Below are 17,305 nucleotides of genomic sequence, written 5' to 3'. Positions count from 1 at the left end.
TTGATGTTGGGGTGCAGGTTTTATGTGGCATTTTGGTTATTCCCCATTGTCTATACTTGTGCCAAATCAATACCAGCAACCAAAATTCCAGCCAAAATACCCTTATGGCAGTTTCAACCTAATAAAAAAAGCCTCCTTATTCAAAGAAGACTTCATCTTTCCGTTACTCCTTCACCGAGATGTTGAGTACCTTTTCATTGTCAAGATCGTGCACCACGATGACAACGACCTTTTTCTCTGCATTGTTTTCTTGCACGGTAAATTCAAAGGCATCAGAAACTTTGTTCTCCGTCAATTTCTGACGTCCCTGATACTGATAATCCTTTACCGGCTGCCCGGGATAGTCCTCTTTGATGACTGCTGTCGCAATGCGTCCAAACTTCTTATAATCCGACTGTTCGGCGTGTACCTGATTTGAAAATACTAGAAAAAATACAGTTGATACTATCACGATTGCTTTCTTCATTTTCATCACCTCTGTTTACGTTTCATTACATAGGATGAATTAATCAGGCGTTTTTATTCACCCAATAGAAGGAAAACGAGCATTTGCAACAGTACCAACTTTTACAGAGAAATAATAACGGTTTTCTCCATACAATAGGAGTACCCCTTCAGAAGGAGGGAAACCAAGTGAACAAAGTCGATTACGATCGGGCCTTGTATTACACTCACCGATCAGAATGGGATAACCTGTTGATCCTTATGGTGAGAACGAAGGATGACCTTCTTTCAAAAAGAATTGAACATTTCTTACATGCGTATCATTTTTCAAATGATTACACGGTTGTAGAGCGTAATCTCTATACGCTTTTACGATATATCGAACATGCAAACTTTACCTATAGTGTCGAGCAACCACTCCAGGAAACCTTTGCAGAGATGTAACAAAAAAGAGAATTCCACCTACGGCTGATCCAATTAGTATGCGCTATTGGATCAGCTTTTATTAGGTAGAACATCATAAAAAAAACCGGCAAAATGCCGATTTTTCATCATTGGGACGAAATTTCAGATTTCACCAGTTCAGCCGCTTTTACATACACCTTTAATTCCCTCAACAAATCATCCACTAACTTGGCAGGTTCCTCTAATAGACCATCCCCTTCATAATCAAAGCAGTGGGGATCAAGAACAAGCTGCTTCGGAATGACATTTGCATACACTCCCCGACCGACGATACGAAGATTATTCAAGCAGTTGATACCGCCTTTCCCTCCGCCTGCGCATGCAAGAAGCGCAACAGGTTTATGGGCAAATTGCTCACTGCTTAAGAAATCGAGTGCGTTTTTGAGTGCCCCGCTCATACCGCTGTGATATTCCGGGGAAGTTAAAATGACGGCGTCCGCATCTTTCACTTTTTTCTTAAGTGATTGGACGGCGGCTACCTCCGATTGCTCCTGTTCTCCCGTATACAGTGGAAGGGAGCCATCACTTAAATCAATAAGGTCACAGTCATATGTTCTTGCAATGAATCTTGACGCAATTCCAGTGCGTCCACGTTTTCTCGGGCTTCCGTTAATAATTACGATGTTCATGTCATAAAAATCCTTTCCAGATTAATTTTTTGTCAACTGATGTTTCACGGCATAGAGTGCCGCTTGTGTCCGATCTGACACTTCCAGCTTGGAAAAAATGTTCGAAATATGGGTCTTGACGGTTTTTTCCGTAATATAGAGGCTTGAAGCAATCTCTTTATTACTCTTCCCTTTCGTCAGTTCAATCAAAACATCCTTCTCCCGCTTTGTCAGTTCATGAATTTTATGGGGCGGGTCTTGTTTCGTGATCCTCGTCAGTAAATGATTGGTTGCTTTCGGGTGAAGAGAATTTTCTCCCGATAGGAGTTTTCGGATTCCACTCACTAATTCATCGGGTTCAATGTCCTTTAACTGATACCCGGCCGCCCCTGCTTCTATAGCGGGAATTACGTGATTCTGGTCTGAAAAGCTCGTCAGCATCAGAATTTGAATATCTGGATATCTCTCTTTAATTTCCCTGGTCGCCTGGATCCCGTCCATGACCGGCATCATCAGATCCATTAGAATGATATCGGGTTTCAAGGTTGCAGCCATTCGGACGGCCTCTTGCCCATCACTCGCTTCACCGACAATATCCAAGTCTTTTTGTGTTTTCAAAAAGAAAACCAACCCTCTCCGCACGACGTGGTGATCATCTGCTATCAATACTCTAATCATTTACCCGGCACCTCCTAATACGGTAATTGAACTGTTATGACCGTTCCCATTCCAAGCTGACTGTCGATGGTCAACGTACCACCAATGCTTTTTACACGTTCTTTCATACTTTGGATCCCTACTGAAGGGAGGGACTGCATTCCGTCATATTGAAATCCGTATCCTCTATCTTCAATTGTCAAATGAACGAATTGCAAATCACTTTTCAATGTATAGAGGATGTGTTTCTCCCCGGAATGCTTCTTACAGTTATTCAGTGCTTCCTGACTGACACGCCACAACACTTCTTCTATTCTAGAGCTTAAGGAAATGACTCCTTCAACTTTTGTCTCCAAGGTTAATCCAAGCATCTCTGCGTATCCTTTGGCTGCTTCCACGACTCCATTCTCAAGTCCATGGGGTCTCAATTGCCAGATGAGAGCCCTCATTTCTGATAATGCTTCCTGAGCCATACCTTGAATCGTTTTGAACGTATCCTTCACTTCTTCATCACCGGTCATTTCTGCCCCTCCCCTTGCCGTTAACGTAAGGGAGAACAGCAATTGATTGACCGAATCATGAAGATCTCTTGCCAGTCGGTTCCTTTCTCCGATCAATGCGACTTCCTGCTCTTTTTTCGTGAGCAGAATGCGCTTGATGGCGGATCCGATCTGGAAGGCAACCGATTCAAGAAGCGCCAGTTCGTCTGTTGTGAAGTGGGTCTTGTTCGGTGCTGCGACATTCAATAACCCAAAGGACTCATCCCCTGACTGGAGGGGAACCGTCGCATGATGCGTAATATCATCTGTATCTTCCCTGTTATCTTCGATGGCCTGCTCGATCCGCTGACATTCAATAATATTGGACGCTTTGGTGAGCTTACCTTTGCGAAATCGATTCACACACCAGCACCCACCCTTTTTCATGGGCTCACATTTGCGGTCTGAGAGGGATCCAGGCAGGTTCACATACGAAACAAGTTCGTGGCTTCCTTCTTCTTCAATGAAAAAGATCCACCCTGTTGTAAAGTTTGAACCCCTGATCAGCTTCTTCAGTGCACCCGAAAGCATGGATTCAAGCTCTGTTTCGTTATTCAGCAATTCGGCTATCTCTTTCAAAAGTCCGATATTTGAAAGGGATTCAGAATTCATGTTCATCGTCCTCTCTGATCCTATACTACTATTATATAGATTTCTCATAATTTCGGTATTATCAAAAAGAATGACACCATTCTACGACCTTTGACCGAAAACATTCGTTCTCATCACAAGTCAAAAAAACAAGAGATGCAGGAACATCTCTTGTTTTTAGAATAAATGAAGGCTACGCCTTTCCTACAGACGAACTGATCATCGTTTCGACTTTCGCCATGATGGCATCCTGCAGGGCTTGTAATTTATCACCGCTATCGCTTTCGGTCTCCCCGATCACGCTGAAATAGAACTTGATCTTAGGTTCGGTCCCTGATGGACGGAAGCAAATCCAAGATCCATCTTCAAGATAATATTTCAACACATTGGAAGATGGTAGAGAGATCAATGATTCCTCACCGGATACCATATCCACTTTCTTACTTGTTTTGTAGTCCTCTGAAGAAACCACACGTAAGCCTGCCACTTCTTTCAACGGTTCGTTTCTGAAGTCCTTCAGGATCCCCTGAATTTGTTCGGCGCCTTCTTTTCCTTTAAGGGTCAGACTCTTCAGTCCTTCCTGGTAGAATCCGTGTTTTTCAAATAATTCATTCAAAACATTGTATAGCGTTTTACCTTCACTTTTATAATATGCAGCTGCTTCTGCCGCCATCAATACTGCTTGAATGGCATCCTTATCACGGGCGAAGTCGCCGATCAAGTATCCATAGCTCTCTTCATATCCGAATAAGAATGAATATTCACCTGTTTGTTCGTATTGCTTGATTTTTTCACCGATGAATTTAAAACCAGTCAGTACATCCTCGACTGAAGCTCCATAATGCTCAGCGACTTTACGGCCCAATTCGGATGTTACGATGGTTTTGAATACCCGGCCGTTTTCAGGGATCATGTTCTTTTCCTGTTTGCGGGCAAGGATATATTCCAGGAGGATGGCACCTGTCTGGTTTCCAGTAAGGAGGATATACTCGCCTGTTTCGCCTTTTACCGCTACGCCTAAACGATCTGCATCGGGATCTGTCGCAATCAGGATATCCGCGTCGATTTCCTTCCCGTCACGGATGCTGTATTCAAACGCCGCTTTGTCCTCAGGGTTAGGAGACTTCACTGTTGTAAATTCCGGATCCGGGACTGCCTGTTCCTTTACAATGTGAACTTGCTCATATCCTAATGCTTTCAAACCTTTTTCTGCCATCTTCAAGGCAGTGCCATGCAGTGGTGAGAATACGATTTTCAAATCGGTTTCCTTGGCGATCTGAGGTTTCTCTGAAATCGAAATCAAATGTTCCAGGTATGATTGATCGATATCTTCACCGATCATTTTAATCAGGCCGGCTGATTTTAATTCTTCTTCGGTCTGAACATGGATTTCCAGTTCGTTTTCAACAGCGTTCACTTTCTCGATCACTGCATCCGCTACAAGTGGCGGAAGTTGTGCACCATCTTCCCCGTACACTTTATACCCATTGTATTCAGGCGGATTATGGCTTGCAGTCACCACGATGCCGGAGAATGCCTTTAGCTGACGCAAGGCAAATGAAAGCTCCGGTGTCGGCTTCAATTCATCGAAGACATATGTTTGGATGCCATGGGTTGCAAGGGTTTTCGCTGACTCCATGGCAAATTCAGGTGATTTATAACGGGAGTCGTAAGCGATTACAACTCCGCGGTTTTTAGCCTCCTGCCCTTGTTCTTCTATGTATCGTGCTAGTCCTTCAGAGGCTTTTCTGACTGTATAGATGTTCATTCGATTGGTTCCGGGACCGATTTCTCCCCTCATTCCACCAGTACCGAATTCCAGGTTTTTGTAGAATGCGTCTTCCAAGGTCTTTTCGTCGTCTTTCATCGACTCTAAAAGTTCATTGACTTCTTTGTCCAGATGTAAGTAGCTGCTCCATTTTTCCCAAGATGTTTTCCAACTCAAAACGATCCCCTCCTAATGCTGTATAATAATGAATTCTATCATATATTGTAGAATTCCTTCTAAAACAATCCGTCACATGTCGACAAGATTCGTTTAATCCTTATTTTAGCATAATTTCTCTCGTTGGAATTTGTCTTTTTTCTTTCTAATATAGGTTAATATATACTAAAAAGATTTAGATCACGTGGTTTACCGCTATTGATTTCCGTGCAAGACTTCGCTTTCCACGGGCGTTCGGCTAGCCTCCTCGTCGCTATCGCTCCTGCGGGGTCTCACCTATTCCGCTTTTCCCGTGGGAGTCTTCGTCTTGCACTCCAATCAATAGCTGGAACCTGCTAAATACAATAAACATGTTGTCACAATAATCATGAAAAAATCCGAACGAATTTGAATTTCATTAAAGAAATTCAAAGTACCGTTCGGATTTTCTTTGTTACCGATATTTTTTCCCATTCATCTTTCGCTCGTTTGGGATTACTTCTTATAATTCACTCCATAAACATCATGGCGTCGGTCTTTGAGCTGACGGACGGTTCCTGATTGGCGCTGGCGGCGGAGGACTTCGAGGTCGACGTCTCCGATCATGACCATTTCGATGTTCGGGTTTGTTTCGCCTACGATTCCGTCGCGTGCAAATTCGAAGTCGGACGGGGCAAAGATGCCGGACTGGGCGTATTGGATGTCCATATTTTCCGTTTGTGGAAGATTACCGACCGTACCGGAAATGACTGTATAGATCTGATTCTCCACAGCACGTGCCTGTGCACAGTATCGGACGCGAAGATAGCCTTGACGATCCTCTGTACAGAACGGGGTGAAGATGATCTTCGCCCCTTTGTCTGTTGCGATACGGGCAAGCTCTGGGAATTCAATATCATAGCAGATCTGAATCGCGATCTTTCCGCAATCCGTATCGAAGACCCTGACAGAATCCCCGGGGCTGATTCCCCACCATTTTCGTTCATTCGGTGTGATGTGAACTTTGTATTGCTTTTCGATCGTCCCATCACGGCGGAAGAGATAGGCAATATTGTAGATTTCATCGTTTTCTTCCTTGACGAAGTGAGATCCCCCAATGATGTTGACATTGTACCGAACGGCAAGGTCCGTGAATAATTCAATATAATCCTCTGTGAAATCTGTCAACCTTCTGACAGCAAGGCTTGGTGATTGAATGTTCAGGAATGACATGAGCTGGGTGGTGAAAATCTCAGGGAACACCACGAAATCCGACTTTGCATCGGAAGCCACATCGGTGAAATACTCCACCTGATTCGCAAACTCTTCAAAGGAGTTGATTTTCCGCATCATATATTGAACGACACAGATTCGGACCGGATAGCTCGTTTTGAAGTGACGTTTGCTGGATGGACGGTAGTCGACATTATTCCATTCCATCAGTGTGGCGTACTTATGGGACCGCTTATCATCAGGCAGGTAGTTCGGATTGATCCTCATCAGGGTGAATCCATTCAGAAGCTGGAACGAAAGCACGGGATCGTAAATCTTATGACGCCCCACTGAATCAACGTACTCCCTTGGAGACATTTCATCAGAATGTTTATGATAATTCGGGATTCGTCCCCCAATGATGATACTCTTTAAATTCCACTGCCTGGCAAGATCCTTTCTTGCTTCATACAGACGGTGACCTACCTTCATGCGCCGGTAATCCGGATGCACCATCACTTCGATCCCGTACAGGTTATAGCCATCGGGATTGTGATTGGTTATGTAACCATTATCCGTTACATCATCCCATGAGTGACGGTCGTCATATTCATCAAAGTTAATGATCAGACTCGAGCATGATGCGATGATTTCCCCATCTAATTCTGCTACGAGCTGACCTTCCGGAAACACTTCGAGGTGACTCTCCAGATGCTCCACTTTCCATGGGTCCATCCCTGGAAAGCAGACAGACTGCATGTTGATAATATCTTGAATGTCCTTATGTTCCATTGGACGGATGATCATTTTCTTTTCAAATTGTGATAAGTCCAGTTTTTCTGCCAACTATGATCGACTCCTTCATAAAATACCTGAATTATATACCCTTATAGTGCACTGTTGAAACGAAGTTCATGACAGTCCATTTCTTTTATTTTAGCAAAGGGGTGAGGATTTTTTGAAGAAATATGATTTGTCTCTATATTTTCTTTAAAAGCCAGTAGTGGTGGATTTCCGCTCCAGGTGCTTCCTTTCATCCTACCCTTTAAAATAATAAGCCGTTGCTTCCCAAGGGTTTAAAGTAAATGCATCTTTTTCATGTAGCCCTTCGTTTGTTATGAGGACTTCAGCCTTAGTGATATCAAATGAAGCAATGTTGTCGATGACTTGCTCTTCTCCTGACACATTGCAAAGAACGAGGATCTTTTGATTCCCATGGGTCCTCGTATAGGCATATACGGAAGGGTGATCGGCATAGTGAAGATCGAATGATCCGTATGGAATGATGTCATGCTTTTTGCGGATGGCGATCAATTTTTGGTAGTAGTAGAAAATGGATTCCGGATCGTTTAAAGCCTTTTCAGCATTGATTTCTTTGTAGTTCGGGTTACTGGCGATCCATGGTTCTCCTTCTGTGAATCCACCGTGCTCCGTACCGTCCCATTGCATAGGGGTCCTTGCGTTGTCTCTTCCTTTTACGTAAATGGATTTCATAATTTCCTCAGGATCCATTCCTAACGCTATTTTTTCACGATACATGTTGAGGGTTTCGATATCCTTGTAGTCGTCAATGGACGAGAATCGGACATTCGTCATTCCCAGCTCTTCCCCTTGATAAATGTATGGGGTCCCCTGCATCATGTGGAGGAGGGTCGCAAGCATTTTAGCAGACTTCACCCGGTACTCCCCATCATCGCCAAGCCTTGAGACGATTCTTGGCTGATCGTGGTTGTTCCAATATAAACTGTTCCAACCCTTACCATGCAGTTCGGTTTGCCATTTAGTCAGGATTGATTTCAATTTCACAAGATCGAATGGTATCACGTCCCATTTCCCTCCTGGACCCGAATCGACATCCATATGCTCGAACTGAAATACCATATTCACTTCATTGCGGTCTTCGCCAGTGTAAAGTACGGCATCCTCCGGTGTCACACCCGGCATCTCACCAACCGTCATCGCCTTATAATGAGAGAGGACCTCTTGATTCATTTCCTGAAGAAATTCATGAATGCGTGGACCGTTCATAAAGTACTCATGACCGGAAGCATATGTTTTGCCTTCAGGGTTCGGCGCATCTGGTAATGTCGGCACTTTCGATATAAAGTTGATGACGTCCATACGGAAACCGTCGATTCCTTTATCCAGCCAGAATCTCATCATCTCATAGATTTCCTGGCGCAACCTCGGATTCTCCCAGTTGAGATCCGGCTGCATTTTAGAAAAGAGATGTAAGAAATATTCTTTTGTCGTCTCATCAAATTCCCACGCAGAACCGCTAAATACAGATTCCCAGTTATTCGGCTCTTTCCCGTCTTTTCCGTCACGCCAAATATAATAATCACGATATGGATTATCCTTTGATTTCCTGGATTCCACAAACCAGCCGTGCTCATCGGAAGAATGATTCACCACTAGATCCATCACAAGCTTCATACCACGTTTATGAATTTCCCCAAGCATTTCTTCCCAATCAGCCATTGTGCCGAACTCATCCATGATTTTTTTATAGTCGCTAATATCATATCCATTGTCATCATTCGGTGATTCGTAGACAGGAGATAACCATATCACGTCAATACCCAGTTCTTTTAAATAATCCAATTTAGAAATGATTCCTATGATATCCCCGACCCCATCACCGTTGCTATCCATGAAACTGCGAGGATAAATTTGATAGACTACCGATTCTTTCCACCATTGTTTTGTCATATGTGTTTTCCTCCTGTTAGATCCGTCAGTAACGAGCAAACGCTTTCTGCAACCGTTTGCACAAATCGTTAAAAAAATATCATATTTCTTCATAAAGTTTTCTCATTTTACATTTATAATAATATCATACTATAATTTGATAGAATATATGTAGAAAGGAATTCTATATGAATAAAAAAGCAGATTCTCTGTTATTCCTAGCTTGGGCTTCTTCCCTGATCGCCACGATGGGGAGTTTATATTTCTCTGAAATCATGAAATATGAGCCATGCGAATTATGCTGGTATCAGCGCATATTAATGTACCCGATGGTGATTTTACTAGGAGTGGCTTATGTACGCAAAGATTTTAAAGCGGCATTATATTCTACGATTTTTTCCGGTATCGGCCTACTCATTTCCATTTATCACTACTCTATCCAAAAAATTACGATCTTAACTGAAAATGCACCTGCCTGCGGACGTGTTCCTTGTACAGGTGAATACATCAACCTGTTCGGTTTTATCACGATTCCGTTCCTTGCACTCTTGGGTTTCATCATCATCTTCAGTTCAAGTGTTATTGTATTAAAAGCTTTAAAGGAGGAAAACTAGATTGAAGAAAATCATCATATTCCTGGTGGCCATTGTCGCATTATTCGCAGCCATCGCCATTGTCACAAGCGTCCAGAACAATCAAAAAGCCGAGGGGAATAAATTCAAAAAAGCGAAACTCGATCCGGCGACCGTTGAACTGCTGGATGATCCGAACTATCAAAATGTCATCCTTCCCGAAGAGCTGGAGGAGAAATTAAAGAACAAAGAAGATGCAACCGTATACTTTTATAGCTCTACTTGTATCCATTGTAAAAGAACGACACCTACCCTCGCACCTCTTGCCGAAGATATGGGAGTCGACATGGTTCAATATAATCTGCTTGAATTCGAACAGGGCTGGGATCAATACGGAATCGAAGCCACCCCTACACTCGTTCATTACGAGAATGGAAAAGAAGTGGCAAGAATCGTAGGGGAACACCCTAAAGAAGATTTCAAATCATTTTTCGAAGAGAACGTAAAATCAGAATAAAAAAAGAGGGGCTGACTTTTCCACGAGTCAGCCCCTTTCAAGTGAGGAGGAATTTCAAGATGAAGATACGTTGTATCTTCAAGATTAACTTATTACATGCTATTTTCCCCTCACAAGAACGTTTCAAACATGTTAATGAGAATTTTCTAAAGTATCTAACTATTAAGAGCGTGATACAGCTTACACAAGCAGCTGGTTATCCGCCCTCGAGTAAATGCTGAGATTATGTTTACAGTCTGCTTCTTCCGTAAATTGATCATACGATAAAGGAAAGAACATGCCAAAGCTTTGAAGGATCCCGGCATTGTGATAGAACATATCTTCATATACGTCTTCTTTTGATCCGCTTTCGACGATGGAGATCAGCGTTTGCAGGCTTGAGATCACCTGAAATGCTTCTTTAAGGGTCCCAAAATATTCAAAGTTTCTCGTCGTCGTATGTAATACTTGCATATCATCGAATTGTTCGATTTCATCATCTGTGAAATAATCAGGGAAAATAGTACAATACATGTACTGTATAAGCTCTTGAATTTTGTCTTCCTGTTCATGTGTTGATGCTAGTAAAACTTTCACCATCATAACCCACCTTTGTAATGGTTGTAATCTCTCTGTAATAGATATATTAAGGATAACATAGAAGTAGAACCAACAGCGTGGTAATTATACCCATGAATTGGGTTGAATAGGGGTTATGGTAGGATTAAATACCCACAAGAGTATAAGATTTTTGTCATTTAAAGGAGTTTTTTGATGAAAACAAGGAAAATAGGCGAACGATTCGACCTAGTTATTCCAAATAATTGGAAAAATGTAACGATTGAAACAATTCTTAGAAATCACTGGCAGGCCCCTAAGAAACTGGTTCATTCCATGAGGATGGACGGTGATGTCAAAGTGAACGGAGAGTTGATTTCATGGACCGCTCCCCTCTCACAAGGGGATATTCTACAGATCCGTTTATTCAAGGAAGTCGAATACGATGTTCCCCCAACCTACGGAGAATTGGATGTGTTGTTTGAAGATGAACATCTGATTGTCGTCAACAAACCGGCCGGGATCGATACTCATCCGAATACTCCTGATGAAACGGATACCCTGGCCAACCTAGTCGCTTTCCATCATCAGGCACAAGGGGAAAGCTGTCGTGTCTTACATATCCATCGGTTGGATCGAGATACGTCCGGTGCGCTCATCTTCGCCAAGCATCCGTTAAGTAAGGCAATCCTTGACAGGCTTCTTGCAGAGCGCCAGATCAAGCGTACCTATCATGCCCTGGTTCACGGTCGATTGAAACAAAAAAAAGGCACCATTTCCGAGCCGATAGGGAGAGATCGTCATCACAATACGAGAAGAAGGGTTTCTCCTTCCGGGCAGGATGCAGTGACTCATTATAAAGTGATGGAATTCAGGAATCCGAACACACTCATCGAAATACAGCTTGATACCGGCCGTACGCACCAAATCCGCGTGCATATGAGCCACATCGGTCACCCTCTGGTTGGCGACACATTATATGGGGGGAAATCGGTATTCAGCAGGCAGGCACTGCATGCAGCACGAATTTCATTCCCTCATCCTCTGACGGGGGAACGGATTGAATGTGAGGCGGATTGCAGGGATGATGTAGGGTTGTAATGGACCCCATCAAATAAGCACAAAAAAGACCTGGTCACTCAAAATCAAGAGTGACCAGGTCTTTTAATATTTATTTCAATCCATTTTTCACCGCTTCAGCGATTTGGATCGTACGGCGGGTTTGGTGTTTCACGGCAGGTTCAACGGATTCAACCATTTTCCCTTCCTGATCGACCGTTACACTCGTACCGTATGGATTTCCTCCAGTCGCAAAGCTTGATTGGTCTGTGTATCCAGGTGCTGCGATGATGGCACCCCAGTGCATCATCGTTGTGTACAGAGCCAGAACTGTTTGCTCCTGCCCACCGTGTGAGTTGCTTGCAGATGATGTGGCGCTTACTACTTTGTTTGCCAGTTTCCCATTGAACCAAAGGCCTCCAGTCGTATCCAGAAACGCTTTGACCTGAGAAGGTACATTTCCGAATCTGGTTGGAACGTTGAATAGATATGCGTCTGCCCATTCCAGATCATCCAGGGTTGCTACCGGGACCGTATCTTTTGTTTCTTTATAGTGCTTTTCCCATGCCGGGTTGGAAGCAATCGCTCCTTCTGGTGCAGTCTCTTCAAAGCGAAGCAATTTCACTTCTGCCCCTGCTTCTTTCGCAGCCTCTTCTGCCCATTTCGCCATCTGATAGTTGGTTCCTGTTGAACTGTAATACATGATTGCCAATTTTACGTTAGACATAATCAAAATCTCTCCTTTTAATATGTTTTATATATAGTAATTGGATGAAACACAGAATCAGGTTGCATGTAAATCCATTAAGAAAATAATAGTGCATCTATTGAAAAGCTCCCTGCTCCTACGAGGGCTACCCCTAGTGCCACAACAATGAGCATCACATTATATTCTGTACCATTTTGCGTTGCCCAATAACCGTTTGCACCGTGAACCTTCACGATGGCCACGATCATCGTGCCAATGATGAGTAATGCACCTAATGGCGTAAGGAAGCCTGCGGCAAACAATAATCCACCCACTACTTCGGATAACCCTGCAAGTAACGCCATCATTCTTCCCGGCTTGATTCCAATCGACTCAAAGAAACCTCCCGTGCCCTGTATTCCATGACCTCCGAACCACCCAAATAATTTCTGTGTTCCGTGAGCAGCGAAAGTTAATCCCACAACCAAACGAATGACCAATAAACCGAACGCAGCCAATGCTGTCATCTTTTTTCCTCCTTCATGTTTTCCCTTCGAGATTTAGCTTCAAACATTTCAAATTCAATTATTCTTATGTCAACTATCTTGAATTTGAGATATATAATTAAAAAAATAGACAAGTTATCTCGAATGTGATTATTTTGATTTCGAGATAATTGTATAATACTCTTCTCCTCTCTGTCAATAACTATTTGCAACATTTATTGAAATGGGTTGGAGGAAGAAAAAAGAGGTCCGTCCCCTTTCTCTGGAGGGACGGACCTCTTCGTGTTATCGATTAAAAATCGAAGTTGTCTGGATCTGGACCAAAACGTTCGTCCAGGTTCAGTTGGTTGATTTGATTCATTTCTTCCAGCGATAGTTCGAAGTTGAACAGATCTGCATTTTCTATAATGCGGTTTTCATGAACTGACTTTGGAATGATGATGACATCATTCTGAAGGTGCCAGCGCAGAATCACCTGTGCAGCAGACTTTTCATGCTTCTCTGCAATGTGGTTTAGTGTAGGTTCATCCAGTACACGCCCTTGAGCGATTGGTGACCACGCTTCTACTGCGATATTTTGTGAAGCACAGAATTCTCTTATTTTCTCCTGATTCAAACGAGGATGTAACTCGATTTGATTTAATACAGGTTTTTCATTGCTGTTTTTCATCAAGTCTTCCAGATGATGCTGGTGGAAGTTACTTACACCGATTGACTTGATCAATCCTTCTCCGTGCAGCCTCTCCATCGCTTTCCACGTATCATTGTACTTTCCTTCTACCGGCCAGTGAATGAGATACATGTCCAGATAATCCATCTCCAGCTTCTTCAGGCTCGTTTCAAATGCTTTTAAAGTCGTATCATAGCCTTGGTCACTATTCCACACTTTCGAAGTGATGAACAGGTCCTCTCTTGCTACTCCACCTTCTTTCACCCCTTGACCTACGCTTTCTTCATTATCGTAGATCGCCGCGGTATCGATGGAACGGTACCCTGACTGAATCGCAGCTCGAACAGCCTGTACCGTTTCAGACGGATCTTTCATTTGGTAAACTCCTAAACCGACATAAGGAATGTCGATTCCGTTATGTAGCGTTTTTGTACTCTGTAAGTTTTTCAACATATTGCATCCCTCCTGATTCATTATTTTACAAACTTAATCTGCATTTTGCTAATTTTATGATTTTGGGATATTCCTTGATCAGAAATAGGAGGCTGGGACAAAATTCTTTAGGAAAAAGAAAATCCGAACGAAGAAATCGGTCGGATTTATCATGTAGCTGTTTACGTAAATACTGTTGCTCGCTTTCCGCGGGGCTGGCGGTGAGCCTCCTCTTCTTCTACTTTGCCTACCTACCGATGAATTGTTCTTTTTTCTTTCCTATGAACAGAAGCTTATGAAGTGGTCGTGTCATGGCCACGTACTGGAGCTTGATGTCGAGTTCGTTTTCCGGGTTGAATGATTCCTCCACCGCAGCGATGATGACCACGTCAAACTCGAGTCCTTTTGAGAGATAGGAAGGAACGACGACGATTTGATCTTTCGGGATCGATTCCCGTTCTTCCAACAACTTTACTTTCCCGGGCTGCCTCTCTTGAAGGATTTCGCTTATTTTCACACAGTCCGTCATGCTTTTTCCGATGACAGCGAAGGTTTGGAATCCTTCCTTCCGTCCTGAATCCACTCTCTTCTCGATGAAGGAAGCGAGTTCATCCACTTGTACATACTCATCAAAGCTCGGAGCATCTCCGTGTCGTACGACCGGGTTGACTTTAGGGAAATCATAGGGTAAGAGACTCAGCAGTTTATTCGCTTCCTCCATGATTTCAATCGTCGTACGGTAGCTTTTTTGAAGCTCGGTATAGGTCGCCCTCGGAAAGATGTCCCGATAGACAGGTTCCCAGGACTGAAGACCCCGGTATGAGTGGATCCCTTGAGCAAGATCCCCGACCAGGGTAAACATGTCGGTCTCAAGAGCACGTTTTAATGAAAAGAGCTGCATATAGCTATAATCCTGTGCTTCATCTATGACGATGTTTTTTGCTTTATGGAATTTGTCGATTCCAAATAAATGGGATTGCAAGTACAACAGGATAGCCAAGTCTTCTACTTCGTACTGCTTTTTCTTCGCATATTTCAACGTGTAGTGACAGAGTTGTTCCGCCTGTCTGCCGCTGATTTCCCCCTTTGAGTAGGAAGCAAGACGCACAGGATCCGAAAATAGTTCTATGAAGTATTGATGCAGATTTTTCTTTTCAAACTGCTTCATATATCCATTGACGCTTGTTCGTATCGCTTTCTTGATCTCGTCCACACGCTCTGTTTTCTTATCCAATGCTTTCGAGACATATTCCTTTCGGTTTCCTGCCTTTGATCGTTCAAAGAGTGCCGTTTCGATCCGCTCATCAAAGAATTTCTCCACCTTCGCAACCATTTGCTTCTTGTTCGAGCGGACGTAACCTTGAAGGAGTGACTTCAGCTTTTCCACCCGGCGATAGATCGGCATATACGTATATTCCTCTTTGAAAAGATGGGTGAACCTTTTGGCCGTGTAGAGCTTGTATTTATCCACATAGAAGTCCTTTGATGTATAAAAGCGCTGTTCGACTTCTTCTATATAATGCTCGAGAATTCTCCTGAATGCTTTAGATCCTTTGAATCCTGATATCCATGATGCTGTCTCTACCTTTTCATCATGGGTCTCGATCAGCTGAATGAGTTTGTTATCTTCTATAATGGTAAGCTTCTTTTCTAAGCAGGTCATAACATAATCCGTGAATGTCGTTTGCCTCACCCGTTCCACCCCAAGTTCCGGCAACGCTTCTGAAATATAGTCGATGAACAAATTACTCGGAGCCAGAATCATCAGTTGTCTCGGATCAAAGTGTTGTTTGTAATTGTAAATAAAATAAGAAATCCGGTGAAGGGCAATGGTTGTTTTCCCGCTTCCCGCCGCACCCTGTACAATGATCGGCTTGTTCAAGTCGGCACGGATGATCCGGTTCTGTTCCTCCTGAATGGTGGAAATGATTTCAGTCAGCCGGTTACTGGAGCTTTTAGCTAATGAGTCCTGAAGCAGTTCATCCGTTGTCGTTAAGTCAATATCGCGAATTTCTTCCAGGAGTCCATCTTCAATCATGTATTGCCGCTTCAGGGACAAATCACCTTCGTACGTCTCTCCTTCCACGACGTACGACACATCGCCTATCCTTCCTTCGTAATACAGGTTTGCGATGGGAGAGCGCCAGTCCACGATGATCTGCTCCTGGTTCTCCCGCTGATACAGGGAGGTCTTCCCGATGTAATGCTTCTCCACCTTGCCTGAACCCTCATGTTGAAAATCGATCCGGGCAAAGTAAGGTTTTGTCTTTGCTTTCGTAAGGGACTCCAATTCTTCTTTGGACATCTCAAAAAAGCTTGAGTTCGTCAAGATATCGATGTAGGCGGCACTCGACTCTCCCCAATCAATATCTCCAAAAGCTTTTTCCATGTTTTCCTTATACTTTTCCTTACTCGTCTGAGATGTGCTGATGACCACATCGATATAGCGCTTTGTAAACTCTAACCGTTCTGATTCACTTGAAAAATCGGGATGAATAGTCGATTCCTTCGTCATACATTTCTCCTTTCAAATGTTTTAGCCGCAATGGAGAAAAAACGTCTTGCCAATTCCACCAAGGTAACGACTCTCGGTGGGGAAAACGTTTATAACGAAAAGCAGAGACAGCTCGATCAGGCCCGAAAAGCATAAGATGAGTCTGGCGTGAAGGCGCTTTTTGCCTTCTTGAGAGACTCATCTTATGACTTCGAGGGCCTAGCCGCCGGAGCTAGACGATATTAAGACATATCGAAATCTGTAAAAATTATGTAGGCGTTTGGGAGCAGGAATATATGTTATCAGATAATTCAGGAAGATACAAGAGGAAAAGCGGAGGCGGCTTGGTCAGGCCCGACAAGCATAAGATGAATTGGCTGGAAAGGCGCCTTTTGCCTTTCTGGCCAATTTAGCTTATGACCTCGAGGGACTAGCCGCCGGAGCTGGACAACACGAAAAGCGGAGGCGGCTTGGTCAGGCCCGACAAGCATAAGATGAATTGGCTGGAAAGGCGCTTTTTGCCTTTCTGGCCAATTTAGCTTATGACCTCGAGGGACTAGCCGCCGGAGCTGGACAACACGAAAAGCGGAGGCGGTTTGGTCAGGCCCGACAAGCATAAGATGAATTGGCTGGAAAGGCGCTTTTTGCCTTTCTGGCCAATTTAGCTTATGACCTCGAGGGACTAGCCGCCGGAGCTGGACAACACGAAAAGCGGAGGCG

At 43.6% G+C, this 17,305-nt stretch carries 16 protein-coding genes; 4 read left to right on the top strand and 12 right to left on the bottom strand.

Going from position 1 to position 17,305, the window contains the following annotated elements; all coding sequences use genetic code 11:
* Positions 1 to 163: 163 nt before the first annotated feature.
* Complete coding sequence (locus NQ095_RS14125; RefSeq protein ID WP_258264105.1) at positions 164 to 466, bottom strand: YqzG/YhdC family protein; 303 nt, start codon at positions 464 to 466, stop codon at positions 164 to 166.
* A gap of 167 nt (positions 467 to 633) precedes the next feature.
* Between NQ095_RS14125 and NQ095_RS14120 the strand changes: the two genes are divergently transcribed.
* Positions 634 to 888: a YhdB family protein gene (locus NQ095_RS14120; protein ID WP_034763164.1), complete on the top strand. Its 255-nt coding sequence runs from the start codon at positions 634 to 636 to the stop codon at positions 886 to 888.
* A 107-nt stretch (positions 889 to 995) separates the two neighbouring features.
* Here the strand turns inward: NQ095_RS14120 and NQ095_RS14115 are convergent, their stop codons facing one another.
* From NQ095_RS14115 to NQ095_RS14090, 6 genes are all read right to left on the bottom strand, one after another.
* A complete protein-coding gene (locus NQ095_RS14115) occupies positions 996 to 1,538 on the bottom strand; it encodes an NADPH-dependent FMN reductase (RefSeq protein WP_258264104.1) in 543 nt (180 codons plus the stop codon).
* A 21-nt stretch (positions 1,539 to 1,559) separates the two neighbouring features.
* Positions 1,560 to 2,195, bottom strand: coding sequence for a response regulator transcription factor (locus NQ095_RS14110; protein ID WP_258264103.1), 636 nt, complete (start codon positions 2,193 to 2,195; stop codon positions 1,560 to 1,562).
* A gap of 14 nt (positions 2,196 to 2,209) precedes the next feature.
* Positions 2,210 to 3,325: a GAF domain-containing sensor histidine kinase gene (locus NQ095_RS14105; protein ID WP_258264102.1), complete on the bottom strand. Its 1,116-nt coding sequence runs from the start codon at positions 3,323 to 3,325 to the stop codon at positions 2,210 to 2,212.
* Between the two features lie 172 nt (positions 3,326 to 3,497).
* On the bottom strand, positions 3,498 to 5,249 hold the full coding sequence (locus NQ095_RS14100; protein ID WP_258264101.1) for a phospho-sugar mutase: 1,752 nt from the start codon (positions 5,247 to 5,249) through the stop codon (positions 3,498 to 3,500).
* Positions 5,250 to 5,723: 474 nt separating this feature from the next.
* Complete coding sequence (locus NQ095_RS14095) at positions 5,724 to 7,265, bottom strand: bifunctional GNAT family N-acetyltransferase/carbon-nitrogen hydrolase family protein (RefSeq protein ID WP_159361671.1); 1,542 nt, start codon at positions 7,263 to 7,265, stop codon at positions 5,724 to 5,726.
* 192 nt (positions 7,266 to 7,457) lie between these two features.
* Entirely contained in the window at positions 7,458 to 9,131 is a 1,674-nt protein-coding gene (locus tag NQ095_RS14090; protein ID WP_258264100.1) for a glycoside hydrolase family 13 protein, read from the bottom strand.
* Between the two features lie 167 nt (positions 9,132 to 9,298).
* Between NQ095_RS14090 and NQ095_RS14085 the strand changes: the two genes are divergently transcribed.
* Positions 9,299 to 9,724, top strand: coding sequence for a disulfide oxidoreductase (locus NQ095_RS14085; protein WP_258264099.1), 426 nt, complete (start codon positions 9,299 to 9,301; stop codon positions 9,722 to 9,724).
* Between the two features lies 1 nt (position 9,725).
* Positions 9,726 to 10,199: a thioredoxin family protein gene (locus tag NQ095_RS14080; protein WP_258264098.1), complete on the top strand. Its 474-nt coding sequence runs from the start codon at positions 9,726 to 9,728 to the stop codon at positions 10,197 to 10,199.
* A 180-nt stretch (positions 10,200 to 10,379) separates the two neighbouring features.
* On the opposite strand, the gene NQ095_RS14075 is transcribed toward NQ095_RS14080, so the two are convergent.
* The gene (locus tag NQ095_RS14075; RefSeq protein ID WP_258264097.1) at positions 10,380 to 10,781 is read right to left on the bottom strand and encodes a YhcU family protein; all 402 of its coding nucleotides are present in this window, start codon (positions 10,779 to 10,781) and stop codon (positions 10,380 to 10,382) included.
* Between the two features lie 171 nt (positions 10,782 to 10,952).
* On the opposite strand from NQ095_RS14075, the gene NQ095_RS14070 reads away from it, so the two are divergent.
* On the top strand, positions 10,953 to 11,837 hold the full coding sequence (locus NQ095_RS14070; protein ID WP_258264096.1) for an RluA family pseudouridine synthase: 885 nt from the start codon (positions 10,953 to 10,955) through the stop codon (positions 11,835 to 11,837).
* Positions 11,838 to 11,907: 70 nt separating this feature from the next.
* On the opposite strand, the gene wrbA is transcribed toward NQ095_RS14070, so the two are convergent.
* From wrbA to helD, 4 genes are all read right to left on the bottom strand, one after another.
* A complete protein-coding gene (gene wrbA / locus NQ095_RS14065; protein ID WP_258264095.1) occupies positions 11,908 to 12,522 on the bottom strand; it encodes an NAD(P)H:quinone oxidoreductase in 615 nt (204 codons plus the stop codon).
* Positions 12,523 to 12,599: 77 nt separating this feature from the next.
* Positions 12,600 to 13,010, bottom strand: coding sequence for a DoxX family protein (locus NQ095_RS14060; RefSeq protein ID WP_375162841.1), 411 nt, complete (start codon positions 13,008 to 13,010; stop codon positions 12,600 to 12,602).
* Between the two features lie 271 nt (positions 13,011 to 13,281).
* Positions 13,282 to 14,112 (bottom strand): aldo/keto reductase, encoded by an 831-nt coding sequence (locus tag NQ095_RS14055; RefSeq protein ID WP_258264094.1) that lies wholly within the window; start codon positions 14,110 to 14,112, stop codon positions 13,282 to 13,284.
* A 226-nt stretch (positions 14,113 to 14,338) separates the two neighbouring features.
* The gene (helD, locus tag NQ095_RS14050; protein ID WP_258264093.1) at positions 14,339 to 16,606 is read right to left on the bottom strand and encodes an RNA polymerase recycling motor HelD; all 2,268 of its coding nucleotides are present in this window, start codon (positions 16,604 to 16,606) and stop codon (positions 14,339 to 14,341) included.
* Between the last annotated feature and the right edge of the window lie 699 nt (positions 16,607 to 17,305).

The sequence above is a fragment of the Rossellomorea sp. SC111 genome (assembly GCF_024733565.1).
Taxonomy (GTDB): Bacteria; Bacillota; Bacilli; order Bacillales; family Bacillaceae_B; genus Rossellomorea.
This window is presented reverse-complemented; position numbering and strand designations above follow the sequence as displayed.

What these genes read in the sequence shown, in the direction of transcription:
- NQ095_RS14125 (WP_258264105.1), bottom strand. Translation starts at nt 466, where the DNA reads ATGAAGAAAGCAATCGTGATAGTATCAACTGTATTTTTTCTAGTATTT.
- NQ095_RS14115 (WP_258264104.1), bottom strand. Translation starts at nt 1,538, where the DNA reads ATGAACATCGTAATTATTAACGGAAGCCCGAGAAAACGTGGACGCACT.
- NQ095_RS14110 (WP_258264103.1), bottom strand. Translation starts at nt 2,195, where the DNA reads ATGATTAGAGTATTGATAGCAGATGATCACCACGTCGTGCGGAGAGGG.
- NQ095_RS14105 (WP_258264102.1), bottom strand. Translation starts at nt 3,325, where the DNA reads ATGAATTCTGAATCCCTTTCAAATATCGGACTTTTGAAAGAGATAGCC.
- NQ095_RS14090 (WP_258264100.1), bottom strand. Translation starts at nt 9,131, where the DNA reads ATGACAAAACAATGGTGGAAAGAATCGGTAGTCTATCAAATTTATCCT.
- NQ095_RS14085 (WP_258264099.1), top strand. Translation starts at nt 9,299, where the DNA reads ATGAATAAAAAAGCAGATTCTCTGTTATTCCTAGCTTGGGCTTCTTCC.
- NQ095_RS14075 (WP_258264097.1), bottom strand. Translation starts at nt 10,781, where the DNA reads ATGATGGTGAAAGTTTTACTAGCATCAACACATGAACAGGAAGACAAA.
- NQ095_RS14070 (WP_258264096.1), top strand. Translation starts at nt 10,953, where the DNA reads ATGAAAACAAGGAAAATAGGCGAACGATTCGACCTAGTTATTCCAAAT.
- wrbA (WP_258264095.1), bottom strand. Translation starts at nt 12,522, where the DNA reads ATGTCTAACGTAAAATTGGCAATCATGTATTACAGTTCAACAGGAACC.
- NQ095_RS14060 (WP_375162841.1), bottom strand. Translation starts at nt 13,010, where the DNA reads ATGACAGCATTGGCTGCGTTCGGTTTATTGGTCATTCGTTTGGTTGTG.
- NQ095_RS14055 (WP_258264094.1), bottom strand. Translation starts at nt 14,112, where the DNA reads ATGTTGAAAAACTTACAGAGTACAAAAACGCTACATAACGGAATCGAC.
- helD (WP_258264093.1), bottom strand. Translation starts at nt 16,606, where the DNA reads ATGACGAAGGAATCGACTATTCATCCCGATTTTTCAAGTGAATCAGAA.